The sequence below is a fragment of the Diaphorobacter sp. MNS-0 genome, assembly GCF_019602835.1.
GTDB classification, from domain to species: Bacteria; Pseudomonadota; Gammaproteobacteria; order Burkholderiales; family Burkholderiaceae_C; genus Diaphorobacter; species Diaphorobacter nitroreducens.
On the sequence record NZ_CP080761.1, the window covers coordinates 2,261,270 to 2,279,704 of the forward strand.

The 18,435-nt window shown below is 64.8% G+C and carries 14 protein-coding genes; 6 read left to right on the forward strand and 8 right to left on the reverse strand.

Going from position 1 to position 18,435, the window contains the following annotated elements; all coding sequences use genetic code 11:
* Positions 1-16: 16 nt before the first annotated feature.
* Positions 17-1,861, reverse strand: a complete 1,845-nt coding sequence (locus K2L43_RS10755) for a hypothetical protein (protein ID WP_255580432.1) — start codon at positions 1,859-1,861, stop codon at positions 17-19.
* A gap of 283 nt (positions 1,862-2,144) precedes the next feature.
* On the opposite strand from K2L43_RS10755, the gene K2L43_RS10760 reads away from it, so the two are divergent.
* From K2L43_RS10760 to K2L43_RS10785, 6 genes are all read left to right on the forward strand, one after another.
* On the forward strand, positions 2,145-3,665 hold the full coding sequence (locus K2L43_RS10760; protein WP_220637529.1) for a 3-hydroxyacyl-CoA dehydrogenase: 1,521 nt from the start codon (positions 2,145-2,147) through the stop codon (positions 3,663-3,665).
* Positions 3,666-3,687: 22 nt separating this feature from the next.
* Positions 3,688-4,455, forward strand: a complete 768-nt coding sequence (locus K2L43_RS10765) for an oxepin-CoA hydrolase, alternative type (protein WP_220637530.1) — start codon at positions 3,688-3,690, stop codon at positions 4,453-4,455.
* A 202-nt stretch (positions 4,456-4,657) separates the two neighbouring features.
* On the forward strand, positions 4,658-5,377 hold the full coding sequence (locus tag K2L43_RS10770) for a Crp/Fnr family transcriptional regulator (protein ID WP_047351330.1): 720 nt from the start codon (positions 4,658-4,660) through the stop codon (positions 5,375-5,377).
* Between the two features lie 124 nt (positions 5,378-5,501).
* Positions 5,502-6,587 (forward strand): phosphotransferase, encoded by a 1,086-nt coding sequence (locus K2L43_RS10775; protein WP_220637531.1) that lies wholly within the window; start codon positions 5,502-5,504, stop codon positions 6,585-6,587.
* Positions 6,588-6,618: 31 nt separating this feature from the next.
* A complete protein-coding gene (locus K2L43_RS10780; protein WP_103737727.1) occupies positions 6,619-7,893 on the forward strand; it encodes an acyl-CoA dehydrogenase family protein in 1,275 nt (424 codons plus the stop codon).
* Positions 7,894-8,128: 235 nt separating this feature from the next.
* A complete protein-coding gene (locus tag K2L43_RS10785; protein WP_011805040.1) occupies positions 8,129-8,941 on the forward strand; it encodes an IclR family transcriptional regulator in 813 nt (270 codons plus the stop codon).
* Positions 8,942-9,012: 71 nt separating this feature from the next.
* Here the strand turns inward: K2L43_RS10785 and K2L43_RS10790 are convergent, their stop codons facing one another.
* The 7 genes from K2L43_RS10790 to K2L43_RS10820 form a co-directional block, all read right to left on the reverse strand.
* Entirely contained in the window at positions 9,013-10,095 is a 1,083-nt protein-coding gene (locus tag K2L43_RS10790; RefSeq protein WP_088886588.1) for a serine hydrolase, read from the reverse strand.
* A gap of 114 nt (positions 10,096-10,209) precedes the next feature.
* Positions 10,210-11,748 (reverse strand): 2-isopropylmalate synthase, encoded by a 1,539-nt coding sequence (locus K2L43_RS10795; RefSeq protein ID WP_135147787.1) that lies wholly within the window; start codon positions 11,746-11,748, stop codon positions 10,210-10,212.
* Positions 11,749-11,783: 35 nt separating this feature from the next.
* On the reverse strand, positions 11,784-13,457 hold the full coding sequence (gene leuA / locus K2L43_RS10800; RefSeq protein WP_220637532.1) for a 2-isopropylmalate synthase: 1,674 nt from the start codon (positions 13,455-13,457) through the stop codon (positions 11,784-11,786).
* 221 nt (positions 13,458-13,678) lie between these two features.
* Complete coding sequence (gene pssA, locus K2L43_RS10805; protein WP_220637533.1) at positions 13,679-14,512, reverse strand: CDP-diacylglycerol--serine O-phosphatidyltransferase; 834 nt, start codon at positions 14,510-14,512, stop codon at positions 13,679-13,681.
* A 175-nt stretch (positions 14,513-14,687) separates the two neighbouring features.
* On the reverse strand, positions 14,688-15,704 hold the full coding sequence (ilvC, locus tag K2L43_RS10810) for a ketol-acid reductoisomerase (protein ID WP_011805035.1): 1,017 nt from the start codon (positions 15,702-15,704) through the stop codon (positions 14,688-14,690).
* Positions 15,705-15,761: 57 nt separating this feature from the next.
* On the reverse strand, positions 15,762-16,253 hold the full coding sequence (gene ilvN / locus K2L43_RS10815) for an acetolactate synthase small subunit (protein ID WP_011805034.1): 492 nt from the start codon (positions 16,251-16,253) through the stop codon (positions 15,762-15,764).
* Positions 16,254-16,393: 140 nt separating this feature from the next.
* A complete protein-coding gene (locus K2L43_RS10820; RefSeq protein WP_015913459.1) occupies positions 16,394-18,190 on the reverse strand; it encodes an acetolactate synthase 3 catalytic subunit in 1,797 nt (598 codons plus the stop codon).
* Between the last annotated feature and the right edge of the window lie 245 nt (positions 18,191-18,435).

An 18,435-nucleotide genomic window follows, 5' to 3' on the forward strand; every position in this document is an offset into this window, starting at 1 on the left:
GGGGGGCGTTCGCGCTTCAGAAGCGGTTCTTTTGCGACTGCTCCAGTTCGAAGCGCAACTCCAGCTTGTCGTTTTCCATGCCAAAACCCACGGCCTGCCCTTGCGCGGGCGCCGGGGTGACGGGCACGGGCGGCAGATCGCTGAGGGTGATGTGAGGCGGCCCGGACACGACCACGTCCACCGCGGCGACGCAAGTGGATGCTGGCGAGCCGTCATCCACCGGCAGCAGCGCCAGGCCGGCCGCCATCGAGTCCAACGACCGGCCCGACCCATCCTGCGCGCCCATCGGGTGGAGCGCTGGCGTGGCACGCGGGGTGGTGCGCGCGCGGGGCGGCGGCGCACCGCGCAAATGTGCGGGTGTGGTCTGGGCGATGGACAGCAGCAGCAGCAGATCGTCCAGCGCCGCCAGGTCGAAGGGCCCCTCGCCCTGCGTCTGTCCCCGGTGAAATAAGAGGCCCTCCAGCACGGCCAGGACCTCGGGCGAGGACCATGCCGCCTCGACCCGTGCCAGCGCCTCGGGGTGGTCTTCCAGGCTCCGGCCCAGTTGCTGGAACTGTGCAAATGGAGGCACGCGTACATTGAACCGCTCCTCGACCTGCGCGCGCAGGCCGTCGAAGCTGTCGGTTCGCCCCAGTTGGTGGTACAGCCGCAGCAGTTCAATATGCGCCAGCGGCGAGTCTTCGCCGTGCTGCGCGATGTATTGGCGCAGCACATGGATCGCCTGCTCGTGCTCGCCCACCGAGGTGAAAAATTCAGCCTGCTGTTGCAGATCGAACAGCGACTCGGGCTGCACACCGGACTGGGCCCTTGCCTGCAAGGGCTCCACAGCCGGCGCCGCCACCGCGGGGCCTGGAGCCGCCGCGGGTGCACTCACTGGCGCGGTAGTAGGCGCGAGCGGAGGCGGCCCACTGTCCGACCCTTGCGGCGGCGGCGCTGTCGGCTGCCAGACATCGCGCGCATCCGGCTCCACCTGCAGCCGGAGCTTGCCGTCAGGGCCCTCCGCGGCCACGGCCCCGGCCCGCAGGCCACCGCTGAGTGCCACCGAGTCACGCCATGCCTGCAGCGCCTCGCGCCGCGTGCGGCGCAGCAGCCAGGCAATGCAGGCCAGCGCGAGCACCAGCAGCCCCGCGAGCATGTACACCACGGTCGCGGGGAACCCCTGCGACTCCACCTGCGCCAGGCGCTCGCGCAGCTCAGCCGCCGTTGCGCGCTCGCGCTCCACCAGCTGGCCCTGCGCGGCCGCATCGGCCTCGAGCCTCTTGAGCCGCTCTTCAAACCGATGTGTTTGGGCCGTCGAAGTGTCCAGCGCCTGCCACCACGCGGCCGACTCCGCACGCAAGGCCTCGCTGGGGCGCGGCGACATCTGGGGCGGCTCGCGCGTGAGCTGCAGCGCGGACGCATTGTCAGGACCCAAATCCAGGGGTTCCATTACCAGGCGGGAGGGAGCCGCCGCAGCCGCGGGCGGCGAGGCTTTGGCGCCGATGCGCAGCGTCGTGGCGGTCTTAGCCGCCCGCGATGGGCGTGCCGCCCGCTCGGCCGGGGCATGCGTGGACGCCGCGGGAACACGCGGCTGCGCACGAGGCCGCCGGACCGTGCGTGCGCCCTCCCCCTCGCCGCCCAATGCATTCCGCACTTGCGGCGTAGCGCGTGGTGCGGGCACCGCCAGGCGCGACAGATCGATGGGCTGCCGTGCCGCTGGGGGTGCAGTGCCGGGCGGGTCTGCCAGGAACGTGTAGGTGCGCGACACACGCCCTTCGCAGCCGGCGGTGAGCGTGGCAGTCAGCACCGGCTCATCCACGGGAATGAGCGCCTGCACGCGCACCATCGGAATGGCGCCTCCTTCCAGGGGAGTGACATGCACACGCGTTTCGGGGACAGTGGTTGCGCCTAAGACCAGCCGCGCCCCGAGGCAGGAAGACGCGACGGTCTTGCCGGGATCGGGCCGTACCTCGAAGGTGAGATCGATCGTGGACCCCAGAACCACTGTGCCGTGGCTGCCGCCAAGCGAAAGCGCGCTGGCCCCAAACGCTGCGGCATAGATCCAGGCGCCGACAAGTAGGTTACGCATAAACACAATGGTTTCAATTTGTTTATAAATTTTGCCATAACCCTGCCGCATCCGATAGCGCTAGATAATTGCCGCCATGCAAACGGTCTTCACTTCAATCGGCATCGTGGGCACTGGCGCCATGGGCCGCGGCATCGCGCAGATCGCCGCCCAGGCAGGCAGCACGGTCTACCTCTATGACACCCATGGCGGCGCCGCCGACGCCGCCCGCACCCACATCCACCAGCAGTGGCAGCGTCTGGTGGACAAGGGTCGGCTGGACGAGAGCCTGTTGCCGGCTCTGGTGCAGCGGCTGGTTCCCGTCACGTCGCTGCACGACTTCGCGGCTTGCGAATTGGTGGTGGAAGCCATCGTCGAGCGACTGGATGCCAAGCAGGAACTGCTCAAACAGCTCGAAGCCATCGTCTCGCCCGAAGCCGTGCTGGCCAGCAACACGTCATCGCTGTCCATCACCGCCGTGGCCGCACCGCTGCAGCGGCCGCAGCGCATGGCAGGCTTTCACTTCTTCAACCCGGTGCCGCTGATGAAGGTGGTCGAGGTCGTGGCCGGCCTGCGCACGGACTCCCATGTCTGCACCCGCCTGGCCGGCTATGCGCGCGCCATGGGCCACACCCCGGTGATGGCGCAGGACACGCCGGGCTTCATCGTCAACCACGCAGGGCGGGGCTACGGCACCGAGGCGCTGCGCATCGTGAGCGAGGGCGTGGCCGATTTCGCCACCGTGGACCGCATCCTGCGCGACCAGGTGGGCTTCAAGCTCGGCCCCTTCGAGTTGCTGGACCTCACCGCGCTCGATGTGTCGCACCCGGTCATGGAGTCGATCTACCGCCAGTACTACGACGAGCCGCGCTTTCGCCCCAGCGTGATCACGGCGCAGCGCTTGAGCGGCGGCCTGCTGGGCCGCAAGTCCGGCGAGGGCTTTTACCGCTACGTGGACGGTGCGCCCGAGCTGCCGGCCGAGCCGCCGGTGCCCGAGGTATCGGGCCTCCCGCCGGTCTGGGTCTCCACGCGCGCAGCCCGCCGCGCCGAGCTGTACCAGTTGCTCAAGGACCTGGGGGCAACGATCGAGACGGGCACCTCGCCCTCGGCCCAGGCGCTCACGCTGGTCGCGCCACTCGGCTTTGACGTGACCACCGTGGCCGTGGTGGAGCGCCTGGACCCCGCACGCACCATCGGCATCGACATGCTGATCGACGACGCGGCCACCCGCCGGCGCGTGCTGGCGACCAACCCCGCCACGCGCGAAGACATGCGCGACGCCGCGCACGCGCTGTTCGCGCGCGACGGCAAGCCAGTGAGCGTGATCCGCGACAGCGGCGGCTTCGTCACGCAGCGCGTCGTGGCCAGCATCGTCAACATCGCCGCGGACATCTGCCAGCAGCGCATCTGCAGCCCCAAGGACCTGGAGACCGCCGTGACCCTGGGCCTGGGCTACCCGCTGGGCCCGCTGGCCATGGGCGACCGCTGGGGCCCCACCAACATCCTGGAAGTGCTCTTCAACATGCAGACCGTGTACGGCGACCCGCGCTACCGCCCCAGCCCCTGGCTGCGCCGGCGCGGCGCCATCGGCCTGAGCCTGACGCACGAAGAACCCTGACCCTGCAACCACCCGCGCCGCCATGCCCGCCGAACTGCAAAGCACCAGCCAGGGCCAGACCCTGGTCCTGACCCTTCGCCACCCCGAGCTGCGCAATGCCTTGGAGCCGGCCATCTGCGCGGCGGGCATCGAGGCCCTGAACGTGGCGGAGCGCAATCCCGACGTGCGCTGCGTGGTCATCACGGGCGCGGACGGCCTGTTCAGCGCCGGCAGCAGTCCCCAGCGGCTACAGGCGTTGCGGCATCAGAGCGCGCCAGCGCAGGTGCATGGCCTGGATCTGCTGCACCACTGGATCGAGGCGATACGCACCCATCCCAAGCCCGTGATCGCCGCCGTGGAGGGTGAAGCCAAGGGCGCGGGGTTTTCACTCGCGCTGGCATGCGACCTGATGGTGGCCGCGCGCAACGCGGTGTTTGCCATGAACCATGTCCACGCGGGCCTGTCGCCCGATGGGGGTGCCAGCTGGAGCCTGGCGCAAATGCTGCCCCGCGCGCTGGCGCATGAGATCCTGATGTGCGGCGACCGCATCGACGCCGCACGACTGCAGTCCCTGGGCATGGTCAACCGGCTGGCCGATCCCGGCCGCGCCCTGCATGAGGCGCTGGCGCTGGCCCAGCGCCTGAACGATGGCCCGCCCCATGCGCTGGCGAGCATCAAGGAACTGGTGAGCGAGGCGCGGCACCACAGCTTCACCGAACAGCTCGCGCTGGAACGCAGCCACTTCGTGCGCAACCTCCAGCATGCCCCGGCGGGCGAAACCTGGGCGGCTTCTGCCGACCCACGCGCTTAAAGCTACTATTTTTATAGCTACTAACGCTTGACGGTCAAGCGTCGGCGGCTTGCCTCATTCAAACCCATCCATGGCATTGCTGGCTCCGCGGCAGCGGCGCCAGCACGCGCGCGCCCGCGGACGCCCATGTGACAGCCCGCTCCCCGCGCCCCGGTCCCTCACGCGACAATGGACTGCAACCCAGTCACGCAAACGACAGACCATGGACGATCCGATTCTTACCATCGATGAACGCGAGGCGATCAACTCAGGTCGCTGGTTTTCTTCCCTCTCCCCTTCTTTGCGCCACGACATACTGCGATGTTCCTACGTCAAACGCTTCAAGGATGGCGCACTCATCGCAGCACGCGGCGACCCGCCCGAGGAATGGATTGCCTGCGCGCGCGGCGCCGTGCGCGTGAGCTCCACCTCGATCTCCGGCAAGCAGATCACGCTGACCTATGTGGAGCCGGGCATCTGGTTCGGCGACGTGGCGATCTTCGACGGGGACCGGCGCACGCACGATGCTTACGCCCATGGCGACACCACCATCCTGTGCGTGGCGCGGGCCGACTTCAAGAAGATCCTTGCACAGCACTCGGAACTGTACGAGGCCATGCTGCGGCTGCATGCGCGGCGCATCCGGCAGCTGTTCGGGCTGGTGGAAGACCTCAACACCCTGCCCCTGCGCTCGCGGCTGGCCAAGCAGTTGCTGCACCTGGTGCGCAGCTATGGCGTGCCCAGCCTGTCCGACGGCAACGAAGTGCGCATCAGCCTGCAACTGGCCCAGGAAGAACTGGCGCAGTTGCTGGGCGCGTCACGCCAGCGCGTGAACCAGGAGCTGAAGGCCATGGAGCGCGAGGACGCCATCCGCATCGAGCCCGGCGGCCTCGTGATACGCGACCGGGATGCGCTGATGCGCATCTCCGAAGCCAACCAATGAGCCAGGTTTACAAAAACCATAGCTTCCAGCGCTTGTCCCGCAATGGCTTCCATGTGAAAAGTCTTTGAATTCCATAGCTGACAAGCGCAAGCAGCTCACTTTTTTGAAAGAACCCTCCATCCCCATGAGCAACTTCGAGCACTTCATCGGCACACGCCCCGTCTCCGAGCAGCATGCCTTCGATACCGACGCGCTCACTGCCTGGCTGTCGCAGCATGTGGAAGGGTTTGCCGGACCGCTGACGGTGGAGATGTTCAAAGGCGGCCAGTCCAACCCCACCTACAAGCTTGTGACCCCCACGCGCAGCTATGTGATGCGCGCCAAGCCCGGCCCGGTGGCCAAGCTGCTGCCGTCGGCACACGCCATCGAGCGCGAATACGCGGTCATGCGCGGGCTCGCCGGCACCGACGTGCCCGTGCCGCGCATGATTGCGCTGTGCGAGGACGAGTCCGTCATCGGGCGCGCGTTTTATCTGATGGAGTTCATGCAAGGCCGCGTGCTGTGGGACCAGTCGCTGCCCGGCATGCAGCCGGCCGAACGCGCGGCGATCTACGACGAGATGAACCGCGTGATCGCCGCCCTGCACCGGGTGGACTTCACGGCGCGCGGCCTGGCGGACTACGGCAAGCCGGGCAATTACTTCGAACGCCAGATCTCGCGCTGGAGCAAGCAGTACACCGCCTCGGTCACCCAGCCCATCGCCGAGATGGACGCACTGATGCAATGGCTGCCCTCGCACATGCCCGACAGCGCGCGCGACGCAACCCGCGTTTCCATCGTGCATGGCGACTATCGGCTGGACAACCTCGTGTTTCACCCCACCGAGCCACGTGTGATCGCGGTGCTGGACTGGGAGCTGTCCACCCTGGGCCATCCGCTCGCGGACTTTGCCTACCACTGCATGAGCTGGCACATCCCCGCATCGCTGAGCCGGGGCATCGGCGGGCTGGACCTGGCGGCGCTGGGCATCCCGTGCGAGCGCGACTACATCCAGCGCTACTGCGAACGCACCGGCATCACCGACGTGGATGCGCTGCACCGGGACTGGAACTTCTACCTGGCCTACAACATGTTCCGCATCGCCGCCATCCTGCAAGGCATTGCCAAGCGCGTGGAGGCCGGCACGGCCGCCAGCGCACAGGCCAAGGCCGCTGGCGCCACCGCACGGCCCATGGCGCAGCTGGCGTGGTCCTTCGCGCAAAAGAGTTGATCCCCCTTCCCCACTGACGAGAAAGCACCCCATGGACTTCGATTACTCGCCCAAGACCAAGGAACTGCAGGCGCGCCTGATCCAGTTCATGGACGACCACATCTACCCCGCCGAGAAGGCCTATGCCGAGGAGATGGCGGCCAACACCGCCGCGGGCAGGCGCTGGACACCACTGCAAACCATCGAAAACCTGAAACCCAAGGCGCAGGCCGCGGGGCTGTGGAACCTGTTCCTGCCGGTGGACACCGCCCAAGCATCGGGCTACGAAGGCGCCGGGTTGACCAACGCCGAGTACGCGCCGCTGGCGGAGATCATGGGCCGCGTGCTGTGGTCCAGCGAGGTGTTCAACTGCTCGGCCCCCGACACGGGCAACATGGAGACCATCGCGCGTTATGGGTCCGAGGCCATCAAGGCCCAGTGGCTCAAGCCGCTGCTGGAAGGGCGCATGCGCTCGGCCTTTGCCATGACCGAGCCCGATGTCGCCTCCAGCGACGCCACCAACATCGAAACGCGCATCGAGCGCCAGGGCGACCATTACGTGATCAATGGGCGCAAGTGGTGGACCAGCGGCGCCAACGACCCGCGCTGCAAGGTGTTCATCACCATGGGCAAGACCGACCCCGAGGCGCCCAAGCACTCGCAACAAAGCATGATCGTGGTGCCAGCCGATACGCCAGGCATCACGGTGGTGCGTGCACTCAACGTGTTCGGTTATGACGATGCGCCGCACGGCCACGCCGAAGTCCTCTTCGAGAACGTGCGCGTGCCGGTGGACAACATCCTGCTGGGCGAAGGCCGTGGGTTCGAGATCGCCCAGGGACGCCTGGGCCCCGGGCGCATCCACCACTGCATGCGCCTGATCGGCCAGGCCGAGCGCGCGCTGGAACTGATGTGCCGCCGCGCCAGCAACCGGGTGGCCTTCGGCAAGACGCTGGCACAACAGAGCGTGACCCAGGAACGCATTGCCGAAGCCCGCTGCAAGATCGACATGGCGCGCCTGCTCACGCTCAAGGCCGCCTGGATGATGGACACCGTGGGCAACAAGGTCGCCAAGACCGAGATCGCCATGATCAAGGTCGTCGCCCCCAGCATGGCGTGCCAGGTGATCGACTGGGCCATGCAGGTGCATGGCGGCGGCGGCGTGAGCGACGATTTCCCGCTGGCCTACGCCTATGCCAACGCGCGCACCCTGCGCTTCGCCGACGGCCCGGATGAGGTGCACCGCAACGCCATCGCCAAATGGGAACTGGGCAAATACGGCACCTACGGTCGTGGTGCGGCCCAACCGGTCACCCGCGGCGCTTGAGCGCAGCGGGACCTTGCTCCGCAGTTGAAGATCCGGTCCCGGCCTGGCCTACCGATTGGGGTGGCTAGGCCGCAAGTTTTTATCAACCTGCGTTCAAGTCTTCGCTGCGGCGGTTCCCTGCACGAGGCCTGGCGCTGCACTGAGGGAGGCACGGACCGGCCGGACAGCCAGTGAGTAAAAGCAGCGCGGCATTTCACAAGATAAAATCACCGGTTCCTTGGTTCTGCCCTGCCTCATGAAGAAACACTCGCCGGACGCGCCCGCCAAACCCAGTGTCCAGGTGCTGGAGCGCATGTTCCAGTTGATTGACGTACTCGCTTCGCGCGAGGAAGCCATCTCGCTGAAGGAGATCAGCGAGAAGACGGGCCTGCATCCGTCCACCACCCACCGCATCCTCAATGACCTGACCATCGGCCGTTTCGTGGACCGTCCTGAGTCGGGCAGCTACCGCCTGGGCATGCGCCTGCTGGAGCTGGGCAATCTGGTGAAGGGGCGCCTGAGCGTGCGCGACGCCGCCATGGCACCCATGCGGCAATTGCACAAGCAGATCCAGCAACCGGTGAACCTCAGCGTGCGCCAGGGGGACGAGATCGTGTACGTGGAACGCGCCTACAGCGAGCGTTCGGGCATGCAGGTGGTGCGCGCCATTGGCGGCCACGCCCCGCTGCACCTCACCTCTACGGGCAAGCTCTTCCTTGCGGCCGACGATCCGCAGCGCGTGCGCGCGTACGCCACGCGTACCGGCCTGCCAGGGCACACGCGCAACAGCATCACCCAGTTGCCCATCCTGGAACGTGAGCTGGGCAAGGCGCGCCAATACGGCATTGCGCGGGACAACGAGGAGTTGGAACTCGGGGTGCGCTGCATCGCGGCGGGGGTCTTTGACGACCAGGGCCAGCTCGTGGCAGGCCTGTCAATTTCAGCGCCCGCTGACCGACTGGATGACGGATGGCTGCCCAAGCTCCAGTCCACCGCCGATGAAATCTCCCAGGCGCTGGGTTATACGGCGGGGCAGCGCACGGCCCTGGACGGCCCGCTCAAGACCTGAATGGCCTGACGCCGGCCGTCCGGCGGGTGTGTCGCAAGACGCATGCGACCCGTGGCCGCAGTCAGCCGCGGCTAACCGTTGGTTCCTGCGTGCAGGATGGCGCCGGCGCTGGGGTGAGTCTTCTCGACCCAGGAGCGCACGCGCTCTGCGTCGCCCAGACGGCTGAACTTTCCTGCCGAATCGAGGAACACCATGATCAGCTTGCGGCCCGCCACCTCGGCCTGCATCACCAGGCAGCGCCCCGCTTCCGAGATGTAGCCGGTCTTCTGCAGGCCGATATCCCAGGAAGGGCTCTTCACCAGCCGGTTGGTGTTGTTGTACTGCAGGGTGCGCCGGCCAACGGCGACCTCGTGGCTTGGAGACGTGGAGAGTTCACGCAGCAATGCGTCGCCATGCGCCACATTCACGAGCGTCGCCAGATCGTGCGCGCTGGACTGGTTGCGGCTGGACAGGCCGGTGGGCTCGACAAAGCGCGTATCCGCCATGCCCAGCAGCTTCGCCTTGGCATTCATGCGCGCCACGAACGTATCCAGCCCGCCCGGGAACGTGCGTCCCAGCGCATGGGCGGCGCGGTTCTCACTGGACATGAGGGCCAGGTGCAGCAGTTCACCGCGCGAGAGTGTCGTTCCCACCGCAAGCCGCGAGCCGCTGCCCTTTTCCGTATCCACGTCGTCCTGCGTGATCGTGATGAGCTCGTCCATGGGCAAGTTCGCCTCGGAAACCAGCAAGCCGGTCATCAGCTTGGTCAACGAGGCGATGGGCAGCACGGCATGGTCATTCTTGCTGAGGAGAACTTCCTTCGTGTCCTGATCGATCACCAGCGCCACGCTCGACTTCAGGTCCAGCGGATCGCTCACATCGTGCAGCCCTGCCAACTGCCCGAACGAGAGGCGCGCGGGCTCCGCCGCTACGCGCACGGGCGCACGGGCACTCACTGCAGACGCGCGCGCCGCCTTCACGGCCACGGTCCGGCGGGGCGCCTTGGCCGACGATTTAGCGGGGGTGCGTTTGGCAACCGTGGTGGACGCGGCTTTTTTTGCCACCGCCTTCTTGCGTTCGGCCGCATGCACGCCCGGCGAGGCCAGTGCGATGCCCATCACCAAAAGGGCCAATCCCTGAGAGATACGGGAGACGATGCGAGCGCGCATATGCATCAAATGCTCCAAGCAGCAAAAACTGTGTGGCAGTGTACAAAATCAAAAAAAGTCGCGCAAGATCAATACCTTGCGCGACTCTTTTAGAAAGTGCCTGAATTATAGGACGCGGTATCAGCCCTGTGCTGCCACGCGCTCAGCTTTACTTTGTAATTTATTCAGGGCACTGAGGTAGGCTTTGGCCGATGCCACCACGATGTCGGGGTCGGCCCCTACGCCATTCACCACCCGGCCGGCGCTCTGCAACCGCACGGTGACTTCGCCCTGGCTTTCGGTGGAGCCACTGATGGCGTTCACCGAGTACAGCACCATCTCGGCACCGCTGCGCACATGCGCCTCGATGGCCTTCATCGAGGCATCGACCGGGCCATTGCCCTCCGAGGAGCTGCGGACTTCCTTGCCGTCCACGGTGAACACGATGGTCGCCTCGGGCCGCTCGCCCGTTTCGCTGTGCTGCGCCAGGGACACGAAGCCGAACTGCTCCTTCTCGCTGGTCACGCTTTCGTCGCTCACGAGTGCCAGGATGTCCTCGTCAAAGATCTCGCTCTTGCGGTCGGCGAGTTCCTTGAATTTGGCAAACGCCACGTTGATTTCGCCTTCGCTCTCCAACTGGACGCCCAGTTCCTGCAGACGTTGCTTGAACGCATTGCGGCCACTGAGTTTGCCCAGCACGATCTTGTTGGCGCTCCAGCCCACATCCTCGGCGCGCATGATCTCGTACGTGTCGCGCGCCTTGAGCACGCCGTCCTGGTGGATGCCCGAGGCGTGGGCGAACGCATTGGCGCCCACCACGGCCTTGTTGGGCTGCACCACAAAGCCGGTGGTCTGGCTGACCATGCGGCTGGCGGCCACGATGTGCTGGGTATCGATGCCGACGTCCAGGCCGAAGTAGTCGCGCCGCGTCTTCACGGCCATCACCACCTCCTCCAGCGAACAATTGCCCGCACGCTCGCCCAGGCCGTTGATGGTGCACTCCACCTGGCGTGCCCCGCCGATCTTCACACCCGCCAGCGAGTTGGCGACCGCCATGCCCAGATCGTTGTGGCAGTGCACGGACCAGATGGCCTTGTCACTGTTGGGAATGCGCTCGCGAAGGTTCTTGATGAAGTTGCCGTACAGCTCGGGAATGGCGTAACCCACGGTGTCGGGCACGTTGATGGTGGTGGCGCCCTCCGCGATCACCGTCTCGATCACGCGGCACAGGAAGTCCGGGTCGCTGCGGTAGCCATCCTCGGGGCTGAATTCGATGTCCTCCACCAGGTTGCGTGCAAAACGCACCGCCTGCCTGGCTTGCTCCAGCACCTGCTCGGGCGTCATGCGCAGCTTCTTTTCCATGTGCAGCGCGCTGGTGGCGATGAATGTGTGGATGCGCGCGCGGCTCGCTTCTTTGAGCGCCTCGGCAGCACGTGCGATGTCCCGGTCGTTGGCACGTGCCAGCGAGCAGACCGTGGAGTCCTTCACTGCGCGCGCAATGGCCTGCACCGATTCGAAGTCGCCGTTGGAACTGGCGGCAAAACCCGCCTCGATCACATCCACACGCAGCCGCTCCAGTTGACGGGCAATGCGCAGCTTTTCATCGCGCGTCATGGAAGCTCCCGGCGACTGCTCGCCGTCGCGCAAGGTGGTGTCGAAAATGATGAGCTTGTCGGTCATGGATCGTCTCTTGAGGTCGTTGTGGGGATAGGGAATCAGGCAACCATCACCTGGGCTTGGACTTGCGGAGCACGCTGCAGCCCCGAAAGAATGGCACGGATCGAGGCTGACACGATATTGGCATCCATGCCCACCCCATATACGGCGTGGCGATCATCGATGCGCATCTCGACATAGGCCACGGCCTTGGCGTGGGCGCCCTCGCTGATGGCATGTTCGTTGTAGTCCAGCACGCGCACATCGCAGTCCAGCGCAGCGGCCACGGCCTGCACGAATGCGTCGATCGGGCCTGTGCCTTCGCCTTCAATCTGCAGCGTCTGGCCTTGCCAGGGCAGTTGTCCGCGCAATGCAACCGTGCCGTTTTCGCCTTCCATACGGTATACCGGCGTTGCTGCCTCGTCCAGACGGTATTCGCGCTCGAACAAACTCCACAGATCGGCGGCCGTGAGCTCCTTGCCGCTGGCGTCCATTTCGCGCTGCACTGCCTGGCTGAACTCGATCTGCAAGCGCCGCGGCAGTTGCACGCCGTATTCACTCTCCAACAGATACGCGATGCCGCCCTTGCCGGACTGGCTGTTGACGCGAATGATGGCTTCATAACTGCGCCCCAGATCCTTGGGATCGATCGGCAGGTAGGGCATCTCCCAGATATCGCCCTCGCGCCGGGCGGCAAATGCTTTCTTGATGGCGTCCTGATGCGAACCGGAGAAAGAGGTATAGACCAGATCGCCCACGTACGGATGGCGCGGGTGCACGGGTAACTGGTTGCAGTACTCCACGGTGCTGCGGATGCCGTCGATGTCCGAAAAGTCCAGCCCCGGATGCACGCCTTGCGTGTACATGTTGAGGGCCACGTTCACCACGTCCAGGTTACCCGTACGTTCGCCGTTGCCGAAGAGGCAGCCCTCCAGGCGGTCAGCGCCCGCCATCAAGGCCAGCTCTGCCGTTGCAGTGCCGGTGCCGCGGTCGTTGTGCGGGTGCACCGACAGCACCACGCTGTCGCGGCGCTGGATGTGGCGGTGCGTCCACTCGACCATGTCCGCGAAGATGTTCGGCGTGGAGTGTTCCACCGTGGTCGGCAGATTGATGATGCACTTCTTCTGGGGTGTCGGCTGCCACACGTCGGTCACCGCATCGATCACACGCTTGGAAAATTCCAGTTCGGTGTCCGAGTACATCTCAGGCGAATACTGGAACGTCCAGTCGGTAAGGGGGTACTGGGCAGCAATGTCCTTGAACATCTGCGCGTTTCCACGCGCCAGTTCCACGATTTCCTCCTCGCTCATGTCCAGCACCACGCGGCGCATCACGGGCGCGGTGGCGTTATAGAGGTGGACGATGGCGCGGGGCGCGCCTTCCAAAGCCTCAAACGTCCGACGGATCAGATGGTCACGCGCCTGGGTCAACACCTGAATGGTCACGTCGTCAGGAATGCGGTCTTCCTCGATGAGCTTGCGCACGAAGTCGAACTCGACCTGGGAGGCCGACGGGAAGCCTACCTCGATCTCCTTGAATCCGATCTTCACCAGTTGCTCGAACATGCGCATCTTGCGCGCGATGTCCATGGGCTCGATCAACGCCTGGTTGCCGTCGCGCAGGTCCACACTGCACCAGATGGGCGCGCGGTCGATCACCGCGTCGGGCCAGGTGCGGTCCGTCAAGCGCACGGGGGCAAAGGGACGGTATTTGGCGGCGGGGTTCTGCAGCATCGGAATTCTCTCTTTCGTGGAACAAGGTAGGTGTCTGACCTGTGCTCCAGCGACCCCGGAAAAACAAAAACGGCCCGTCGCTGGTGCTCACGGGCCGTGGGAAGTAGGTGTGTACGCGCGCGCTACTATGCCTGCCCGAGGGACAAGTTCAGTAGTAGTGCTAGCGACAGGAAATGCATGCGAACGACTCTAGCACAAAAAACACACGGCGACACGCAGGGCTACTCGTGCAACCCGCGCTCCTCAGGCTCGTCCTTAGAGGTGCTGATCACGCTGGCCCGATACCCCTTGGCACGCCGCCATGCATACACGCCGTAGCCGCTCAATCCATAAGCCACGAAAATGCTGAACAGCACCGTGGGCGCATGGATGTTGATGATGGCGATCCCCAGCACGATGAGCACGATGGCCGTGAAGGGCACGCTGCGCTTGAGGTGCAGGTCCTTGAAGCTGTAGAACGGCGCATTGGTCACCATGGTGAGCCCGGCGTACAGCGTCAGCCCGAACATCACCCAGGAGAGCTGGCTCCAGGTCAGCAGGCCGTCCTGCCCACGCTGCACACCCGCGTCGGACAGCAGCCAGATAAAGCCCGTCACCAGCGCCGCCGCGGCCGGAGATGGAAGCCCCTGGAACCAGCGCTTGTCCACGGTGCCGGTGTTGACGTTGAAGCGCGCCAGCCGCAGGGCAGCGCATGAACAGTAGACGAAGGCCGCGATCCAGCCCCAGCGCCCCAGGCCGCTGAGGGCCCACTCGTAGGCGATCAGTGCAGGCGCCACGCCGAAGGACACCATGTCCGACAGCGAATCCATCTGCTCGCCGAACGCGCTTTGCGTGTTGGTCATGCGCGCCACGCGGCCATCCAGGCTGTCCAGCACCATGGCGCAGAACACTCCCACCGCCGCATAGTCGAAGCGGCCATTCATGGCCATGACAATGGCGTAGAACCCGCCAAACAACGCTGCCAGCGTGAACAGGTTGGGCAGGATGTAGATGCCCTTGCGGCGCTTGCGCACCATCACGCCCGTGTTTTCGGCGGCGTCGTTGCCATCATGCATTCAATCGACCTCCAGCGCCCATCCAGCAAGCGCCAACAGCTATAAAATCAATAGTATTTTTGTTCCGCACACGCGTGCGGAAAAGGACGCAGTGTAGCCGCTGCCCCGCACGCAAAAAAGGCCACCAGGGTGGCCTTAGGGAAAGACGCCAGCGCGGCCCGGCCGCGCTCGCGCATCAGTTGCGCGTCTGGTCCACCAGCTTGTTCTTGGCGATCCAGGGCATCATCGCACGCAGCTGGGCACCCACCACTTCGATGCTGTGGTCGGCGGTGTTGCGGCGGCGGGCCGTCATGCTCGGGTAGTTCAGGCGGCCTTCCTGGATGAACATCTTGGCGTAGTCGCCGTTCTGGATGCGCTTCAGGGCATTGCGCATGGCGGCGCGCGACTGCTCGTTGATCACTTCAGGGCCGGTCACGTACTCGCCGAACTCGGCGTTGTTCGAGATCGAGTAGTTCATGTTGGCGATGCCGCCTTCGTAGATCAGGTCCACGATGAGCTTGAGCTCGTGCAGGCACTCGAAGTAGGCCATCTCGGGGGCGTAGCCGGCTTCCACCAGCGTCTCGTAGCCCATCTTGATCAGCTCGACAGCGCCACCGCACAGCACGGCCTGCTCGCCGAACAGGTCGGTCTCGGTCTCTTCCTTGAAGTTGGTCTCGATGATGCCGGCCTTGCCGCCGCCATTGGCCATGGCGTAGGACAGCGCCAGGTCACGGGCCTTGCCGGACTTGTCCTGGTGCACGGCCACCAGGTGGGGCACGCCGCCGCCCTGGGTGTAGGTGTTGCGCACGGTGTGGCCGGGGGCCTTGGGCGCCACCATCCACACATCCAGATCGGCGCGGGGCACGACTTGGTTGTAGTGCACGTTGAAGCCGTGGGCGAAGGCCAGCGAGGCGCCCTGCTTGATGTGGGGCTCGACGTTGTTCTTATAGACCTCGGCGATCTGCTCGTCGGGCAGCAGGATCATGACGACGTCGGCTTCCTTCACGGCGTCGTTCACTTCCTTGACCGTCAGGCCGGCCTTGCCGACCTTGTCCCACGAAGCGCCGCCCTTGCGCAGGCCGACCACGACCTTCACGCCGCTGTCGTTGAGGTTTTGGGCATGGGCGTGGCCTTGGCTGCCATAGCCGATGATGGCCACGGTCTTGCCCTTGATGAGGCTCAGATCACAGTCTTTGTCGTAGAAAACTTTCATGGTCGCTCCGGTTGGGATTCTGTTCAGGGGGAAAGGAAAACGGGGGGATTGTCGTACTTACACACGCAGGATGCGTTCGCCACGGCCGATGCCGCTGGCGCCCGTGCGCACCGTCTCCAAAATGGCGGTACGGTCGATGGCCTGCAGGAAAGCGTCGTTCTTGGACTGGTCGCCGGTCAGCTCGATCGTGTAGCTCTTTTCGGTCACGTCGATGATGCGTCCGCGAAAGATGTCGGCCATGCGCTTCATCTCTTCGCGCTCCTTGCCCACGGCGCGCACCTTCACCATCATGAGTTCGCGCTCGGTGTAGGCGCCTTCGGTCAGGTCAACCACCTTGACCACCTCGATGAGGCGGTTCAGGTGCTTGGTGATCTGCTCGATCACGTCTTCCGATCCATGGGTCTGGATGGTCATGCGCGACAGGGACGCGTCCTCGGTGGGCGCCACGGTCAGCGATTCGATGTTGTAGCCCCGCGCGGAAAACAGGCCAACGACGCGCGACAGCGCACCCGGTTCGTTCTCCAGCAGGACGGCGATGATGTGTTTCATGGGATGAGCTTCCTCTTCTCGCTGCCCTCCCCTGGCGCCGGTAAGCGCCAGGCTTGGCAGACAATAGATTCGTCAGAAAACGCTATTAAATAAATAGCTACCAGCGCTCGTCAGACAAGCGTTACAGGCCTTTTTGATGCTTAAAGGTCTTCCGACCCCAGCAGCATCTCGGTGATGCCCTTGCCAGCCTGCACCATCGGGAACACGTTCTCGGTGGGGTCGGTCCGGAAGTCCAGGAACACCGTGCGGTCCTTGAGCTTGCGCGCTTCGCGCAGCGCCGGCTCCACGTCCTGCGGGCGCTCGATGAGCATGCCCACGTGGCCATAGGCCTCGGCCAGTTTCACGAAGTTGGGCAGCGCGTCCATGTAGCTGTGGCTGTAGCGGCCCGAGTATTCAATTTCTTGCCACTGGCGCACCATGCCCAAGTAGCGGTTGTTGAGCGACAGCACCTTGATAGGGGTGTTGTACTGCAGGCAGGTGGAGAGCTCCTGGATGTTCATCTGCACCGAGCCTTCGCCCGTCACGCAGAACACCTCAGACTCGGGCTTGGCCAGCTTGATGCCCATGGCATAGGGAATGCCCACGCCCATGGTGCCCAGGCCGCCGGAGTTGATCCAGCGGCGCGGCTCGTCGAATTTGTAAAACTGGGCGGCCCACATCTGATGCTGCCCCACATCGGAGGTGACGTAGGCGTCCGCATCACGGGTCATATTCCACAGCGTCTCGATCACGTACTGCGGCTTGATCACCTCGGTGTTCCCGCGGTCGTACTTCAGGCAGTCGCGGCCGCGCCAGTTCTCGATCTGCTCCCACCACGCCGACAACGCACCAGCGTCGGGGCGTGTCGTGGTCTCGCGGATCATAGAGATCAGCTCAGTCAACACGTCCTTGACATCGCCCACGATCGGAATGTCCACCTTCACGCGCTTGGAAATGCTCGACGGGTCGATATCGATATGGATGATCTTGCGCTCGTTCTGCGCGAAATGCTTGGGATTGCCGATCACGCGGTCATCAAAGCGCGCGCCCACGGCCAGCAGCACGTCGCAGTTCTGCATGGCATTGTTGGCCTCGATCGTGCCGTGCATGCCCAGCATGCCCAGGAATTTGCGGTCGGTGGCCGGGTAGGCACCCAGACCCATCAGCGTATGGGTGACCGGATAGCCCAGCATGTCGACCAGCGTGCGCAGCTCGGGCACCGCATTGCCCAGCAGCACGCCGCCGCCGGTATAGATATAAGGTCGTTTCGCGGCCAGCAGCAGTTGCAACGCCTTGCGGATCTGGCCGCCATGCCCCTTCTTGACAGGGTTGTAAGAGCGCATTTCCACGCTCTGCGGATAACCATGGAAAGCCGTCTTCTTGAACGAGACATCCTTCGGAATATCCACCACCACGGGGCCGGGGCGGCCGGTGCGCGCAATATGGAAGGCTTTTTTGAGCGTCACCGCCAGGTCGCGCACATCTTTGACCAGGAAGTTGTGCTTGACGATGGGGCGCGTGATGCCAACGGTGTCGCACTCCTGGAAGGCGTCCAGCCCGATCGCGGGCGTGGGCACCTGGCCGGAGATGATCACCATGGGGATCGAATCCATATACGCCGTGGCGATGCCCGTCACGGCATTCGTCAATCCGGGGCCGGAAGTCACCAGCGCCACCCCGACCTCGCCCGTCGCGCGGGCATAACCGTCGGCCGCGTGCACCGCCGCCTGTTCGTGGCGCACCAGCACGTGCTGAATGGTGTCCTGCTTGTACAGCGCGTCGTAGATGTACAGCACGGCGCCGCCGGGGTAGCCCCAGATGTACTGGACGTTCTCGGCCTGCAGAGCCTTGACGAGGATCTCGGACCCCATGAGGTCCTGGGCGCCGGGAGAAGATGAGGAGTTGCCGCCGCGAGAGGCCGCAGCCGCCGACGTGAGTTCGGCCTTGGAGATTTCCATGATCAACCTTTGCGAATTTCTCTAACGAAAAACCTTGGGTGCCCCTTGTACGAACTCTTGTGAAGCCGACTTGGGACTTGAGGCCTCGGCCATGGGCGCCATGAGTGTTGCGCCGGACCGGGACCCGTTTGCCTTTTTGAATTGCAGTACACATTATTGCACTGCACACATGCAGTTGGCGCAGCACGGCATAAAAAATACGCGGCAATGCGATAATCCGCCTTTCGCAGCTTGCCGCACGCACC

Bases quoted from the DNA above. Each gene is read 5' to 3' on its own strand.
- K2L43_RS10765 (WP_220637530.1), top strand. From the start codon at position 3,688: ATGCCCGCCGAACTGCAAAGCACCAGCCAGGGCCAGACCCTGGTCCTG.
- K2L43_RS10770 (WP_047351330.1), top strand. From the start codon at position 4,658: ATGGACGATCCGATTCTTACCATCGATGAACGCGAGGCGATCAACTCA.
- K2L43_RS10760 (WP_220637529.1), top strand. From the start codon at position 2,145: ATGCAAACGGTCTTCACTTCAATCGGCATCGTGGGCACTGGCGCCATG.
- ilvC (WP_011805035.1), bottom strand. From the start codon at position 15,704: ATGAAAGTTTTCTACGACAAAGACTGTGATCTGAGCCTCATCAAGGGC.
- ilvN (WP_011805034.1), bottom strand. From the start codon at position 16,253: ATGAAACACATCATCGCCGTCCTGCTGGAGAACGAACCGGGTGCGCTG.
- K2L43_RS10775 (WP_220637531.1), top strand. From the start codon at position 5,502: ATGAGCAACTTCGAGCACTTCATCGGCACACGCCCCGTCTCCGAGCAG.
- K2L43_RS10785 (WP_011805040.1), top strand. From the start codon at position 8,129: ATGAAGAAACACTCGCCGGACGCGCCCGCCAAACCCAGTGTCCAGGTG.
- K2L43_RS10790 (WP_088886588.1), bottom strand. From the start codon at position 10,095: ATGCATATGCGCGCTCGCATCGTCTCCCGTATCTCTCAGGGATTGGCC.
- K2L43_RS10820 (WP_015913459.1), bottom strand. From the start codon at position 18,190: ATGGAAATCTCCAAGGCCGAACTCACGTCGGCGGCTGCGGCCTCTCGC.
- K2L43_RS10795 (WP_135147787.1), bottom strand. From the start codon at position 11,748: ATGACCGACAAGCTCATCATTTTCGACACCACCTTGCGCGACGGCGAG.
- leuA (WP_220637532.1), bottom strand. From the start codon at position 13,457: ATGCTGCAGAACCCCGCCGCCAAATACCGTCCCTTTGCCCCCGTGCGC.
- pssA (WP_220637533.1), bottom strand. From the start codon at position 14,512: ATGCATGATGGCAACGACGCCGCCGAAAACACGGGCGTGATGGTGCGC.
- K2L43_RS10780 (WP_103737727.1), top strand. From the start codon at position 6,619: ATGGACTTCGATTACTCGCCCAAGACCAAGGAACTGCAGGCGCGCCTG.